This is a genomic window from Actinoplanes sp. NPDC023714 (assembly GCF_040639855.1).
GTDB lineage: Bacteria > Actinomycetota > Actinomycetes > Mycobacteriales > Micromonosporaceae > Actinoplanes.
Genome location: NZ_JBFAAR010000005.1, coordinates 440,676 through 454,213, shown reverse-complemented (window position 1 = coordinate 454,213; position 13,538 = coordinate 440,676). Strand labels below are relative to the sequence as shown.

General features: G+C 68.8%; 12 protein-coding genes. 5 read left to right on the top strand and 7 right to left on the bottom strand.

The window, feature by feature from the left end:
* Window positions 1–13 precede the first annotated feature (13 nt).
* Window positions 14–1,966 (bottom strand): DNA topoisomerase (ATP-hydrolyzing) subunit B, encoded by a 1,953-nt coding sequence (gyrB, locus tag AB0G10_RS24845; RefSeq protein WP_360926091.1) that lies wholly within the window; start codon window positions 1,964–1,966, stop codon window positions 14–16.
* A gap of 517 nt (window positions 1,967–2,483) precedes the next feature.
* On the opposite strand from gyrB, the gene AB0G10_RS24840 reads away from it, so the two are divergent.
* Window positions 2,484–3,050, top strand: a complete 567-nt coding sequence (locus AB0G10_RS24840; RefSeq protein WP_360926088.1) for a hypothetical protein — start codon at window positions 2,484–2,486, stop codon at window positions 3,048–3,050.
* A 116-nt stretch (window positions 3,051–3,166) separates the two neighbouring features.
* Here AB0G10_RS24840 and AB0G10_RS24835 read toward each other — a convergent pair whose 3' ends face one another.
* From AB0G10_RS24835 to dnaA, 6 genes are all read right to left on the bottom strand, one after another.
* Window positions 3,167–3,658: a hypothetical protein gene (locus tag AB0G10_RS24835; protein ID WP_360926085.1), complete on the bottom strand. Its 492-nt coding sequence runs from the start codon at window positions 3,656–3,658 to the stop codon at window positions 3,167–3,169.
* A 70-nt stretch (window positions 3,659–3,728) separates the two neighbouring features.
* Entirely contained in the window at window positions 3,729–4,250 is a 522-nt protein-coding gene (locus tag AB0G10_RS24830; protein ID WP_360926082.1) for a DciA family protein, read from the bottom strand.
* Window positions 4,251–4,632: 382 nt separating this feature from the next.
* Complete coding sequence (gene recF / locus AB0G10_RS24825; RefSeq protein WP_360926079.1) at window positions 4,633–5,763, bottom strand: DNA replication/repair protein RecF; 1,131 nt, start codon at window positions 5,761–5,763, stop codon at window positions 4,633–4,635.
* A 3-nt stretch (window positions 5,764–5,766) separates the two neighbouring features.
* On the bottom strand, window positions 5,767–6,639 hold the full coding sequence (gnd, locus tag AB0G10_RS24820; RefSeq protein ID WP_360926076.1) for a phosphogluconate dehydrogenase (NAD(+)-dependent, decarboxylating): 873 nt from the start codon (window positions 6,637–6,639) through the stop codon (window positions 5,767–5,769).
* 39 nt (window positions 6,640–6,678) lie between these two features.
* On the bottom strand, window positions 6,679–7,812 hold the full coding sequence (dnaN, locus tag AB0G10_RS24815; protein ID WP_360926073.1) for a DNA polymerase III subunit beta: 1,134 nt from the start codon (window positions 7,810–7,812) through the stop codon (window positions 6,679–6,681).
* A 1,375-nt stretch (window positions 7,813–9,187) separates the two neighbouring features.
* Window positions 9,188–11,026: a chromosomal replication initiator protein DnaA gene (gene dnaA / locus AB0G10_RS24810; RefSeq protein ID WP_360926070.1), complete on the bottom strand. Its 1,839-nt coding sequence runs from the start codon at window positions 11,024–11,026 to the stop codon at window positions 9,188–9,190.
* A gap of 592 nt (window positions 11,027–11,618) precedes the next feature.
* Here dnaA and rpmH point away from each other — a divergent pair.
* Genes rpmH through yidC form a run of 4 tightly spaced genes read left to right on the top strand, consistent with a single transcriptional unit; the run spans window position 11,619 to window position 13,432 of the window.
* The gene (rpmH, locus tag AB0G10_RS24805; protein WP_097329385.1) at window positions 11,619–11,756 is read left to right on the top strand and encodes a 50S ribosomal protein L34; all 138 of its coding nucleotides are present in this window, start codon (window positions 11,619–11,621) and stop codon (window positions 11,754–11,756) included.
* Between the two features lie 38 nt (window positions 11,757–11,794).
* Window positions 11,795–12,151, top strand: coding sequence for a ribonuclease P protein component (gene rnpA / locus AB0G10_RS24800; RefSeq protein ID WP_360926067.1), 357 nt, complete (start codon window positions 11,795–11,797; stop codon window positions 12,149–12,151).
* The gene (yidD, locus tag AB0G10_RS24795) at window positions 12,148–12,405 is read left to right on the top strand and encodes a membrane protein insertion efficiency factor YidD (RefSeq protein ID WP_360926064.1); all 258 of its coding nucleotides are present in this window, start codon (window positions 12,148–12,150) and stop codon (window positions 12,403–12,405) included. Before rnpA ends, yidD begins: the two co-directional genes overlap by 4 nt.
* 1 nt (window position 12,406) lies before the next feature.
* Window positions 12,407–13,432, top strand: a complete 1,026-nt coding sequence (gene yidC / locus AB0G10_RS24790) for a membrane protein insertase YidC (RefSeq protein WP_360926061.1) — start codon at window positions 12,407–12,409, stop codon at window positions 13,430–13,432.
* The last annotated feature ends 106 nt before the right edge of the window (window positions 13,433–13,538 follow it).

Below are 13,538 nucleotides of genomic sequence, written 5' to 3'. Positions count from 1 at the left end.
TGTCGAGGCTGAGTTAAATATCCAAGAAGCGGACGTCCTTGGCGTTGCGCTGGATGAACGACCGGCGGGCCTCCACGTCCTCACCCATCAGCACGCTGAACAGCTCGTCCGCGACCGCCGCGTCGTCCAGGGTGACCTGGCGCAGGGTGCGGGTGTCGGGGTTCATCGTGGTGTCCCAGAGCTCGTGGAAGTTCATCTCGCCGAGGCCCTTGAACCGCTGGATGTCGTCCGGCTTGGCGTTCGGCTTCTTCTGCTGGCGCAGCGCGATCAGGCCGTCCCGCTCGCGGTCCGAGTAGGCGTACTGGGCGTCGTCACCCCGCTTGTTCCACTTGATCTTGTAGAGCGGCGGGGATGCCAGGTAGACGTGGCCGTGCTCGACCAGCGGCCGCACGAAGCGGAACAGCAGCGTGAGCAGCAGCGTCTGGATGTGCTGGCCGTCGACGTCGGCGTCGGCCATCAGGATGATCTTGTGGTACCGCAGCTTCGAGATGTCGAACTCGTCGTGGATGCCGGTGCCCATCGCCGTGATCAGCGCCTGGACCTCGTTGTTCTTCAGAACCCGGTCGATCCGGGCCTTCTCCACGTTCAGGATCTTGCCGCGGATCGGCAGGATCGCCTGGATGCGGCTCTCCCGGCCGGACTTGGCCGAGCCGCCGGCCGAGTCGCCCTCGACGATGAACAGCTCGGTCTCGCGCGGGTCGGTGGACTGGCAGTCGGCCAGCTTGCCCGGCATCGAGCCGGACTCCAGCAGCGACTTGCGCCGGGCCAGCTTGCGGGCCTGCTGGGCGGCGATCCGGGCGCGGGCCGCCTGGTCGGCCTTCGTGATGATCAGCTTGGCGTCCGCCGGGTTGCGGTCGAACCAGTCGGCGAGCTGCTCGTTCGCGACCTTCTGCACGAAGCTCTTCATGTCGGTGTTGCCGAGCTTCGTCTTGGTCTGGCCCTCGAACTGCGGCTCGCGCAGGGTCACCGAGATGATCGCGGCGAGGCCCTCGCGGATGTCCTCGCCGGAGAGCTTCTGGTCGGCCTTGAGGAACTTCTTCTCGATGCCGTACTTGTTCACGATCGTCGTGAGCGCGGCGCGGAAGCCCTCTTCGTGGGTGCCGCCCTCGTGGGTGTTGATGCGGTTCGCGAAGGTGTAGACCGACTCGCCGTACGACTCGTTCCACTGCATCGCGACCTCGACGCCCATGCCGGCGTCGTTGTCCTCGGCGCCGAACTCGATCACGCTCTTGTGGATCGGGCTCTTCGTCGCGTTGAGGTGCCGGACGAAGTCGGCGATGCCCCCCGCGTACATGAACGTGACCTTGCGGGGATCACCGTTCTCGTCGGCCGAGACCGCCCGCTCGTCGGTGAAGTTGATGGTCAGGCCGCGGTTCAGGAAGGCCATCTCCTGAAGGCGGCGGTAGATCGTCTGGAAGTCGAACTCGACGGTCTCGAAGACGTCCGGGTCCGGCCAGAACTGCACCGTCGAACCGGTCTTGTCGGTGGTCTCGCCCTTGTCCAGCGGGCCGGGCTTGGAGTTGTCGTACTTCTGCCGCCACACGAAGCCGGCCTTGTGGATCTCCACGGCCATCTTGGTGGAGAGCGCGTTGACCACCGAGACGCCGACGCCGTGCAGACCGCCGGAGACCTTGTAGGCCTGGTTGTCGAACTTGCCGCCGGCGTGCAGCACGGTCAGCGCGACCTCGACACCCGGCTTCTTCAGCTTCGGGTGGAGGTCGACCGGGAAGCCACGCCCGTTGTCGGTGACCGAGACGCCACCGTCGGCGAACAGGACGACGTCGATGGTGTCGCAGTAGCCGGCCAGCGCCTCGTCGATGGCGTTGTCCACAACCTCCCAGACGAGGTGGTGCAGACCGCGCTCACCGGTGGAGCCGATGTACATACCGGGACGCTTGCGGACCGCCTCGAGGCCTTCGAGCACGGTGATCGACTCGGCACCGTACTCCTGCTTTTTCTCTGACACCCTCGGCCACTTTCTCGTTGCGGAGCCCTCGGGCCCCGCAGCGGGGTTGGCAGGCGCCGGCAGCATCCGGCACACGCGTGGCACCAGGGAGAACACCCGCGGGAAAGAAGCGGACCACCGGTGGAACCGTGCGCGCCGGTCGCCGCGGACGGCCCGCGGATCGTGATCGGCTGGAAAAACCGCGCAGCGTGACGAAGCTCCGTGATGCACAGTTTTCCCGGTCGCTGTCGATTCTACTCCGCCGAAACGAGTTGGCGAGGGTCCGGCACCCCTTCCGGGTGCCTGAGAGTCCCGTAGCGCGACTTGAGCCGCTACCCACGTGTTCCCCTACACGGAACTACCGGCCACCGCAACGGCAAGTGCTGCGGCGCTTCGACGCCTCGGGCGTGGCTGCCGGATCGAACCGGCACTCACTGCGACACTGCTCGACAGCGGCAGGGGCTGGTGTCGTAACCTCGCCCGCGCGGGCCGGTGAAGCCGGATGCGCCGCATGACAGTCCGAGGAGGGGTGGCCCCGATGGCTCATGACAAGGGCCTGGACAACGTCGCCGTGCACTGGCCGCGGACCAATCAGTACTACGACCCGGTCGCGCCCGCCGAGTTCGTCGACTTCGCCGGCATCGCGGACCGGCCCGAGATCGCGGCGCCGACCGGTGCGCTCGCCCTGCACATCGCCAAGACCGGCACGGTGCGCGCGACGGCCTACACCGAGCTCGTCGACCTGCTGCTGGGCCTCGAGGGCGTGCTCTACGCGACCGACGCGGCCGCCGAGGACGAGGATCCGGTGATCGACCCGGACGGCTGCGCGTGGATCGCCGGCGGCCTGGAGCGCTTCGTCGAGGGCCACGACAAGTTCGGCGATCTGGTCACCTTCGACACGGTCGCCGAGGTCATGCGTACCGCGATCTCCGCCGGTCGCCTCGCCGACCAGCAGCTCCGCTGGCTCGAGCACCGCCTCACCGCCCTGCGCGACGACGCCGGCAACGCGCCGCACTGGAGCTTCGCGCGCACCGAGCTCGCGATCCTGGCCGGTTTCTACCGCCGCTGCGCCGAGCGAGGGTTCGCGGTCTTCGCCGATTATTAAAGCTTTGGTCGCAGCGGGGTGGTGGGTACGGACCGCTGCTCACGCCGAGGGCCGGGCGCGGAGTCGCTGCGCTCCCGCGCCCGGCGACCTGAGTGAGTGGTTGCGCCCCTCTTCTCTCAGTCCCGTGGCTTCGGCTGACGCAACAGCAGCGCCATCCCGGCACCGACGAGGAGCACCACGATTCCGGTCCCGGTCCAGAAGATCACGGCCCGGTCCTCCGCGGCCCGCCGCTGCCGTTCCGCGCGCGCCGACGGGCTGGGCGAGGCGGTCAGCAGCTCGTTGCCGCTGCACAGCGACGTGACGCCGTCGACGGCATAGACCCGATATCGGCCGCCCTCCTCGAACCGATATCCACAGGACGCCTCATCATCCGATGTGGTCAGTGTCACTTCGTCCTGGTTCGGCCCTTTGACGACGTTCTCCACGGCGAACCGGACCCGAGCCTGGCCGCCGCCCTCGTAGACCGCCCGGACCGTCCCGTCGAACGCCAGCTGCGCGTCCTCGATCCCGCCGCCCGCCTTGCACGAGCAGGCCCAGGCCGGGCTCGCCACCACCGGCACCGGCGCGATCACCAACAGCAACAGAACCAGCAGCCGACGCATGATCATGCAGTTACGACGCTTCGAGCCGCCGTCCGGTTGCACCCGACCGCCGGTCGCGCTCAGCCGCCGGTCGCGCTCAGCCGTACGTGTCCCTCGGCCCCCGGCCCTGCACCCGGCGTGGGCCCCGGCTCCAGGACGGCGCGGCCGGCCCGTGGATGTTGAGCTTCGTGACCACGTTGTGGCCCACCTCGCCGGCGATCTGGCGCAGCAGCGTGCCGGAGAGCATCCGCAGCTGGGTGGCCCAGGCCGTGGACTCCGCCTCGACGGTGAGCACGCCGCCCTCGAGCTTGACCGGCCGGCTGTGCGAGGCGATGTCCGGGCCGACGACCTTCTCCCAGGAGCCGAAGACGGTCGCCTCGGCCTTCGGCTTCTCCCAGCCGCGCGACTTCATGAGCCGCTGCAGCATGTCCCCGAACAGCTGCGGATCGCGCGGGTCGGGCCCCGGACCGGAGTAGCCGCGCAGCCGCCGCTCCCCACCACCGCCGGTCCGGCGCTTCCGGGGCTTCTGAGCCGCTTCCCGCCGCCGCGCGAGCGCCGCGTCGAGCACGGCCCGAGCCAGCTCAGGCCCGGCCAGCCCCTCCTCGGCGGAGTTATCCACAGCCTCGTCCCCAGGGCTGCGGTCACTCTTCCCCGCGGACCCTTCCCCGGCGCCCGAGCCGCTCTTCCCGGCGGCGCCACTCTTCCCGGCGGCGCCACTCTCTCCGGCAGCGCCGGCGCTCCCGTTTCCGGCAGCGTCGCCTGGCGTCCTCCCCGAAGCGCCTGCGGACGTTCTGCCCGCGACATCCCCGAACGGTCGGCGGCCGGCGCCCTGAGCGCCCGCTGAACGGCCCGCAGCCCGCTCACCCGGCCCGGGACCACCCCGGAGATCTCCGAGGACCTCCCCGAAGAGCTGAGGCGGCTCATAGGGCATGTCCGGCTCCTGGTCCGGCCACTCCTCGTCGTCCCAGAGCCCACCACCCGAGCCGGATGACCGTCCCTGATCAGTCGGCACGGATCACCGACCCGGTCGTCACGTCGTACCGGACGCCGCGCAGCGACGCCGGCACGTCCTCCGGGACGGCGCAGGTGACGAGCAGCTGAGCGGCGTCCGAGACGAGCGCGGCCAGCCGTTCGCGCCGGCCCGAGTCGAGCTCGGCGAAGACGTCGTCGAGGACCAGCACCGGCTCGATGCCGTCGGAGCGCAGCAGGTCGTAGGCGGCCAGCCGGAGCGCCAGCGCGAACGACCACGACTCGCCGTGGCTGGCGTAGCCCTTGGCCGGCAGGTCGCCGAGGTTCAGCGAGAGATCGTCGCGGTGCGGACCGACCAGCGTGGTGCCGCGCTCGATCTCCGCGGTGCGGCGCTCCTCCAGCGAGGCGAGCAGCATCTCCTGGAGCCGGGACCGGTCCGCGGTGAGCGCTTCGCCGAGCCGGGAGGCGTACGCGATGGACGCCGAGGTGCGCCCGGCCGCCACCGCGTCGTACGCCTTGGTCAGATGCGGGCCGAGCGCGGCCGCCAGCTCGAGCCGGCCGGCCAGCAGCTCGGCGGCGTGATGCGCCAGATGTTGATCCCAGACCGCGAGCGTGGACAGGTCCTGCCCGCGGGATCCGCCGACCTTGCGGGTCAGGTAGGCGGTCCGGAGCAGGGCGTTGCGCTGCTTCACGACCCGGTCGTAGTCGGCGCGCACCCCGGCGTACCGGGGCTGGCGGGCGACCAGCAGGTCGTCGAGGTACCGCCGGCGCTCGGACGGGTCGCCGCGGACCAGTTCGAGATCCTCGGGGGCGAACAGCACCATCCGCAGGGCGCCGAGCACCTCCCGCGGCCGGCGTACCGGCGAGCGGTTGAGCCGGGCCCGGTTCGCCTTCCCCGGGACGATCTCCAGCTCGACGAGGAGCTCACGTCCATCGTGGACGATCGCGCACCTGATCACCGCCGACGTGGCGCCGGCCCGGACCAGGGGCGCGTCGGTGGCCACCCGGTGACTGTCCAGAGTGGCCACGTAGCCGAGCGCCTCGATGAGGTTCGTCTTGCCCATGCCGTTCTGGCCGACCAGCACGGACACGCCGGGGTCGAGATCCACGGCCACGCGCTCGTACGAGCGGAAGTCGGTGAGCTCGACCCGGCGTACGTGCATCGATCAGCGCTTGACGGCGTGGCCGCCGAACTGCTGGCGCAGCGCGGCGACGGCCTTCATCGCGGGCGAGTCCTCCTGGCGGGACTCGAAACGCGTGAAGATCGAGGCGGCCAGGACGTGGGCGGGCACGGCGAGGCGGACGGCCTCGTCGACGGTCCAGCGGCCCTCGCCGGTGTCCTCGACGTAGCCCTTGAGGTTGGCCAGCGTCGGGTCCTCGTCGAGAGCACGGTCGAGCAGGTCGAGCAGCCACGACTTGACGACGCTGCCCTCGCGCCAGCTCTTGATGACCGCCGGCACGTCGTGGACGAGCTCGGACGCCAGGAGGATCTCGTAACCCTCGCCGTACGCCTGCATCATCCCGTACTCGATGCCGTTGTGGATCATCTTGGCGTAGTGGCCGGCGCCGTGCGTGCCGGCGTGCGCGAAGCCGAACTCACCGGCGGGCTTGAGCGCCTCGAAGATCGGCTTGCAGTGCTGCACCTGCTCGGCATCGCCGCCGACCATCAGGGCGTAGCCGTTGGTGATGCCCCAGACGCCGCCGGAGACGCCGACATCCAGGTAGTGGATGCCCTTGGCCTTGAGACGCTCGGCGCGCGGCCCGTCGTCGGTGAACTTCGAGTTCCCACCGTCGATCACGATGTCGCCCGGCGAGAGCAGCTCCGCCAGCTCGTTGATGGTGTCTTCGGTGATCTTGCCGGCCGGCACCATGGTCCAGATGACGCGCGGACCGGTCAGCTTCTCGACCAGCTCGGCCAGGCTGGCGACGTCGCGCTTGTCCGGATTGTGGTCGAAACCGACGACTTCGTGCCCCGCTGCACGCAGTCGGTCCCGCATGTTGCCACCCATGCGGCCGAGACCGATCAGGCCGAGTTGCATGGTCTTCCCCCTAGAAGTGCGAATGTTCCTCGCTCAGTATCAGCGAGTTACCCGGATCGGCATGATCAGATAGCGGTAACCCGGGATGATTTCGCCACTTTCGCCCGCGGGGGAGATCACAGCGGGCTTGAACGCGTCGACGAAGGAGAGGACCGCGGTCGGTGCGCCGAGGTTCTGCAGGCCGTCGATGAGGTACTGCGGGTTGAAGCCGATCGTCAGGGGCTCACCGGTGAAGGTGGTCTCCATGGCCTCGCTCGCGCGGGCCTCCTCGGTGCCGCCGGCCTCCACGACCAGACCGTCCTCGCTGAAGCTGAGCAGCACCGGGGTGGTGCGCTCGGCGACCAGCGCCACGCGGCGGACCACCTCGACGAGAGCGGAGACGGCGACCCGGGCCTCGGCGTTGTGCGAGGTCGGGAAGAGCGAGCGCACCGGCGGGTAGTTGGCGCCGTCGAGCAGGCGGCTGGTGGTGCGGCGGGCGCCACCGGCGAAACCGATCATGCCCTCGCCGGCGCTGCCCTGGGCCAGCGCCAGGGTGACCGCGCCGCCGATCGGGCCGAGCGCCTTGGCCGTGTCGTTCAGGGTCTTCGCCGGGACGAGCGCGTTGAGGCTGATCTCCGGGTCGTCCGGGTTCCACTCGATCTCGCGCATCGCCAGGCGGTAGCGGTCGGTCGCCAGCATCGCCATCGAGGTGCCGTTCAGCTCGATCCGCACACCGGTCATCATCGGCAGCGTCTCGTCCCGGCCGGCCGCGATCGCCACCTGGGAGACCGCTGAGGCGAACGTGGCGGCGTCGACGGTCCCGGTGCTGGACGGCATCTCCGGGAGGGACGGATAGTCCTCCACCGGCATCGTGGGGAGCGTGAAACGGGCGCTGCCGCAGACGAGCTCGAGATGCGCGCCGACGGCGGCGATGTCCACCGGCTTGCCGGGCAGCGCCTTGGTGATCTCGGCGAGCAGGCGGCCGGAGACCAGAGCGGCGCCGTCGGCGTCCGCCTGAACCTCGACGCTCACCTGGCTCGAGACCTCGTAGTCGAATCCTGAGACCTGCAGCCGCCCGTCGGTGACCCGCAGCAGGACACCGGCGAGCACCGGAACCGACGGCCGGCTCGGCAGGCTCTTGGCTGTCCAGGCCACGGCGTCGGCAAGTGCGTCTCGCTCCACCCGGAACTTCATGCTTGTCCTCCGCGATGCTTCCTCTTACGGGGGCGTCGACGACCCCACTGAACTCTATGGCTCGTGCGGTGTTCCCGTGCGCCCGACCCTCGGTGCAAAGCAGTCGAGCCGATGCCCCGGTGAGCCGGAACCGGCTCCTCCACACCTTCCACAACGCTGATGATTGTTTTTTGTTCTCTATTAAAGAGATAACTAGTCGTCTTCATCGGTGCTGTGCAAACTGTGGAGAACTTGAGTTTTCCCTGGCCAGCGCGTTATCCACCGGTGATTCACAGGTGGACAACCAGGGTACAAACCCCGGTCTTCGTCCACAGTCGGGGAGCCGGCGGGGCGTTGTCCACCGTTGCCCACAGGCTATCCACCGGTTGTCCACCGGTTTTATCCCCCGACCTGTGCATAACGCTGGGACGCTACCGTCTCGTTGTCCCCAGATCCTTCAACAGGAAATCCACAGGCGTCCACAGGGTGGGGACACAGATGTGACGCACCGTGTCTGTCCACATCGATTTCCCCAGGGTTCGTCCACATCTGTGGGTTCGAGTGTCGTGCGTTGTCCACCGCCTGGGGAGGAAGCCTGTGGACGCCTGTGGATTAGTGTGGAAAAGGTTGGCACGAAACGTACCCGTCCTGACGTTGACATCCGGCTCTTTTTCACCCCCGATCTTCGCCTTCGATTGATCTCAATTCGCGGGCTGAGCTGCGATGATCTGGGCATAACCTGTGGACAACCCAGTGCAAATCCGGTGGATAACTCGCCGCGATCTTTAATAGGCGCTGGTCAAGCCCCTGGGGATATGTGGCCAACGGTTTTCCACGGTCCTGGGGATAGCGTGCGGAGGCCGGCGAGGCCCTAGTCGGTCGTCGCGATTGCTCAATGCCTACCGCCGCTGTGGACAACTCGAACTCTGTGGACAACCGGTTCGGGACGGCTTCTGACCTGGGCTTTCGCTTTGTGCACAGGCGTGGGGAAGCGGCTGCGGCGGCCCCTCAGCCTGTGGACAACCGAGCCCGCCGAAACATGCCCTCGACAGGGGGGACGGCGGCGGAATAGGGCGGCCTACGGCCAGATAGACGAGTTCGCGCGTGCCGGGGCGTGGGCCGGGCGGCCTCGGTCACGAGGAACGTCACCCGGGCGTGGGCCGCGGGCTTGCGATGGCGGAGGGCGCTCCAGGGTGTGCCGGGGGCTCACGGTGGCGGGAGACGCTCCAGGGTGTGGGCGGGGCGCTCTCGGTGGCCGGGGGCGTTTAGCCCGTTCGTGGGCATGCCCGCCGGTAGGTGGGCCACGGGCCGGACCGGCCCGTCAGGCCGTGGCCCCGACGCCGTCGGCGGCCCTGGTGCGGTTGGTGACCAGGGGCGCAATCGTACGAATGAGGTGTTAGGTGTTCTGCTTGATGCGGTTGGTCAGCTCGGCGATCTGGTTGTAGAGCGACCGGCGCTCGGCCATGTGCTGGCGGATCTTGCGGTCAGCGTGCATGACGGTGGTGTGGTCGCGTCCGCCGAAGGCCTGCCCGATGCGGGGCAGGGAGAGGTCGGTCAGCTCGCGGCAGAGGTACATCGCCACCTGACGGGCGTTCACGAGCACGCGGCTGCGGGAGTGGCCGCGCAGATCCTCGAGCGAGACGCCGAAGTAGTCGGCGGTGGAGACCATGATCTGGTCGGCGGTGATCTCCGGGCCGGCGCCGTCCGGCATGAAGTCGCGGAGGACCTCCTCGGCCAGGGAGAGCTGGACCGGGGAACGGGTGAGGCTCGCGAACGCGGTCACCCGGATGAGGGCGCCCTCGAGTTCGCGGATCGAGTTGGAGACGCGCGAGGCGATGAACTCGAGGACGTCGTCGGGGGCGTACATCCGCTCCTGGGCGGCCTTCTTCTGGAGGATCGCGATACGCGTCTCCAGGTCGGGCGGCTGGATGTCGGCGAGCAGACCCCACTCGAAGCGGGTCCGCATCCGGTCCTCGAGGGTGGCCAGCTGGCGCGGCGAGCGGTCCGAGCTGATCACGATCTGCTTGTTCGCGTTGTGCAGCGTGTTGAACGTGTGGAAGAACTCCTCCTGGGTCCGCTCGCGGTTCTCCAGGAACTGGATGTCATCGATCAGCAGGATGTCGACGTCGCGGTATCGCCGCTGGAACGCCTGCGTCTTGTCGTCGCGCAGGCTGTTGATGAAATCGTTCGTGAACTCCTCGGTCGACACGTAGCGCACCGACCGCGCGTGGCCCAGGGTGGTGGCGTAGTGCCCGATCGCGTGGAGAAGGTGGGTCTTGCCCAGCCCGGAGCTGCCGTAGATGAAGAGCGGGTTGTACGCCTTCGCCGGCGACTCCGCGACGGCGACCGCCGCGGCGTGCGCGAACCGGTTGGACGAGCCGATGACGAACGTCTCGAACATGTATTTCGGGTTCAGCCGGTTGCCGTCGTTGCCGCCCGGGCGCGGCGATGCGCCGGGACCGCGCAGGTCGACCGGCGGCCGGCCGGGGCCGTTGTCACCCCGGCTGGGGATCGGCTCGTCGCGGCGGTCCGGTCCGAGGACGCCCGGACGCTCCTCCGGCCGGCGCTGGTTCTCCCGCAGCTGGGCCGGGTCGCCGTTGATCCGGTGCGCGACGCCGTCGTTCGGCGCCTCCCGCTCCGGGCCGGCCTCGGCGGGCCGGGCCGGCGGGCGGTTCATCGGCGGCTGCGGCATCGGGTCGGCGAAGAGCGCCTCCTGGCCGTCGCGGGCCGAGGGCACGCTGCGCGAATGCTGGGCCGAACCGGTCGGGTAGGGCTCCTGCGGGTAGGCCGGCTCGGGGGTGCGCTGGCCACCCGGGTATCCGGGCAGCTCCGGCTGGTAGGGATTGGTGTCCGGGTAGGCGCCGGCGTCGTTGTAGCGCGGCGGCTCGGCGTAGTGCCGGGGCTGCGGCTCCATCGGCGGCGGAGCGGCCTCGATCGGGGTGCCGTACACCGTTCCGGGGATGCCCGAGCCGTCCTCCGGCGGTCGCACCGTGACCGCGACCTGTATCGGCCGGCTCAACCGGCGGCTGAGCGCCTCGGTGATCGCCGGGCGCATCCGGGACTCGATGACGTCACGGGTGAAGGCGTCCGGAACGGACAGGAGAGCGGTGTCCTCGACGATCGCCCGGAGCCGGACGAGTTGAAGGTAGGCGCGCTGCTGCGGTGAGGCGATCTCGTCGGACAACTCACCCAGAGTCGCCTTCCAGACCTCACCAAGGTCGACCTGATCGGCCACCGCCGCGCCACCCCCATCGCCACCGACCCCCGGTGACCTTGTGTCCGGCCTTTCCGCCTGAGCGGCTGCCAGTGCCCGGTCCAGCACCGACGCGCTCCCCAACCCTCGTCCAGCTAACGTGCTGAACACGCACGGCGCCACCGGCTATCCACAGGTTATCCACAACCTGTGGCGTTGCCAGTGGCCGCTCCCGGCCGGATTGGTCGGCAGATTCACCGGAGCCTGTAGTGGCGCGGGCTGAAAACAGGCTCACCGTGGCGAACGATCCACCTGCTTGTCCGGTTTTGGCCGCCGCTTCGCGGTGTGCGAACGGCCGGTGGAGACCAGCAACCGCGCACGCTAACAGCGCTGACAGGTGGACTACAACCGCACACCGGACCCTCCCCCGCACGTTTGCAGGAAAAGATTCACTTTGTGCGCGGAAAGACCAGGTGACTGCTGCCCGGTCCCGCTTGTCGGCGTGCCGACCAAGGATATGGTTGACCGGCAGAACGGCTCTCCGTAGGGTTGGGCGGTTGCTCCGCCGCGTTCTGCTAAAGTGGCGTCTTGCAGCCGATGCCCCCTGGACGTAGTACGAAGACGGAGTTTTGACGTGAGCAAGCGCACCTACCAGCCGAACAACCGCCGGCGCGCCAAGACCCACGGCTTCCGGCTGCGCATGCGCACCCGTGCCGGCCGCGCCATCCTCGCTGCCCGCCGTGGCAAGGGCCGCGACAAGCTGTCGGCCTGATCCGACCGCTTGGACGAGTCCGGAATGCCCGGGTAGTCGTGCTTCCTGCAGCGCAGCGCCTGCGACGTAGCAACGACTTCGCCGCAGCGATCCGCGGTGGCCGTCGTGCCGGTCGCGGGACCCTGGTCGTTCACCTTCTTGTCGAGGAGCCGGCGTCCGCCTCTACGGCGTGCGCCGGCTTCGTCGTATCCAAAGCGGTGGGCAATGCGGTGACCCGTAACAGGGTCCGCCGCCGGTTGCGCCACCTGGTCCAGCCGTTCCTCGCGGAACTGCCGGCCGGCGCGTCGGTGGTGGTCAGGGCGTTGCCGCCGGCCGCCGAGGCGTCCTACGCCACTCTCGCCGCGGACCTGGAAGGGGCGATCGCGGCTGCCCGCAGACCCCGGCGGCCGCGATGAGCGTCCTCGCCCGGCTCCTGACGGCAGCGGTCGTCGCGTACCGTCGATACTTGAGTCCGGTGTTGCCGGCACGCTGTCGGTTCTATCCCTCATGCAGCGCGTACGCCCAGGAGGCCCTGGCGCGGCACGGCGCGGTGCGGGGGACGGGTCTGACTGTCTGGCGGCTCCTGCGCTGCCACCCTTTCCACCCTGGCGGGTACGACCCGGTGCCTGAGCGGATCCGTCACCGTCCTGCCGATGTGACTGGAGCTTAGATTGAGTCTCGACTGGATCTACAACGCCATCTCGTGGATCCTCCTGCAGTGGCATGCCCTGTGGGACGCCATCGGCGTCCCCGACGACCGCGTGCTCGGCACCAACTGGGCCTGGATCCTGGCGATCATCTTCCTGGTCGTGACCCTGCGGATCATCCTGTTCCCGGTCTTCGTCAAGCAGATCAAGAGCCAGCGCGCCATGCAGGCCCTGCAGCCGAAGGTCAAGGCGCTGCAGGAGAAGCACAAGGGCGACAAGGAAACGCTCCAGAAAGAAATGATGGAGCTGTACCGGACGGAGAAGGCCAACCCGCTGATGGGTTGCCTTCCGATGTTCCTGCAGATCCCCGTCTTCTTCGGGCTCTTCCACGTCCTCCAGCACCTCGACCCGTCGATCTCCGACAAGTACAAGCAGCTGTACGGATGGTCGATCGAGCAGTTCAACAGCGCCGCCAACGCCCACCTCTTCAACGCCCCGATCAGCGCCAAGTTCGGCTCGAGCCCCGCTGAGCTCGCCGCCGTCGGCGCGGACGGCACCACCGTGAAGGTGCTGGCCGGCATCCTGGTCCTGATCATGATGGGCACCACGTTCCTCACCAGCCGTCAGATGATCCTGAAGACCGGCTGGGCCGAGGACCCGCAGCAGAAGATGATCCAGCGGCTGATGCTCTACGGCATCCCGTTCTCGCTGCTGATCTCCGGCTCGCTGTTCCCGATCGGTGTCGTCATCTACTGGGTCACGAACAACCTGTTCACCCTGGCGCAGCAGCAGTGGGTGCTCCGGAAGTACCCGCCGGTGCAGATGAACAAGGGCGGCAACACCTCCTCGGCCCGCCCGGCCTCGTCCGGCTCGCGCGCCGGCAACGCCGGCCCGGTCCAGCCGGCCCGCACCGGTGGCCTCTTCGGCAAGAAGCAGGCCCCGGAGCCGGTCAGCCCGGTCGTCGACACCAAGGCGCTCGCCCCGAAGCCCGGCGCCAAACCGGTGAATCCCAAGAAGGGCGCCCGACCGGCGAACAAACCCAAGGGATGATCGCAGCTCGGGCCCGGCATCCGTCCGGGTCCGAGCGCTCTCCCTCGCTTCGGAACGCCACAGACCTCCCCGCCCTGGCGGGAAACATCGGATACAACGGAGATGA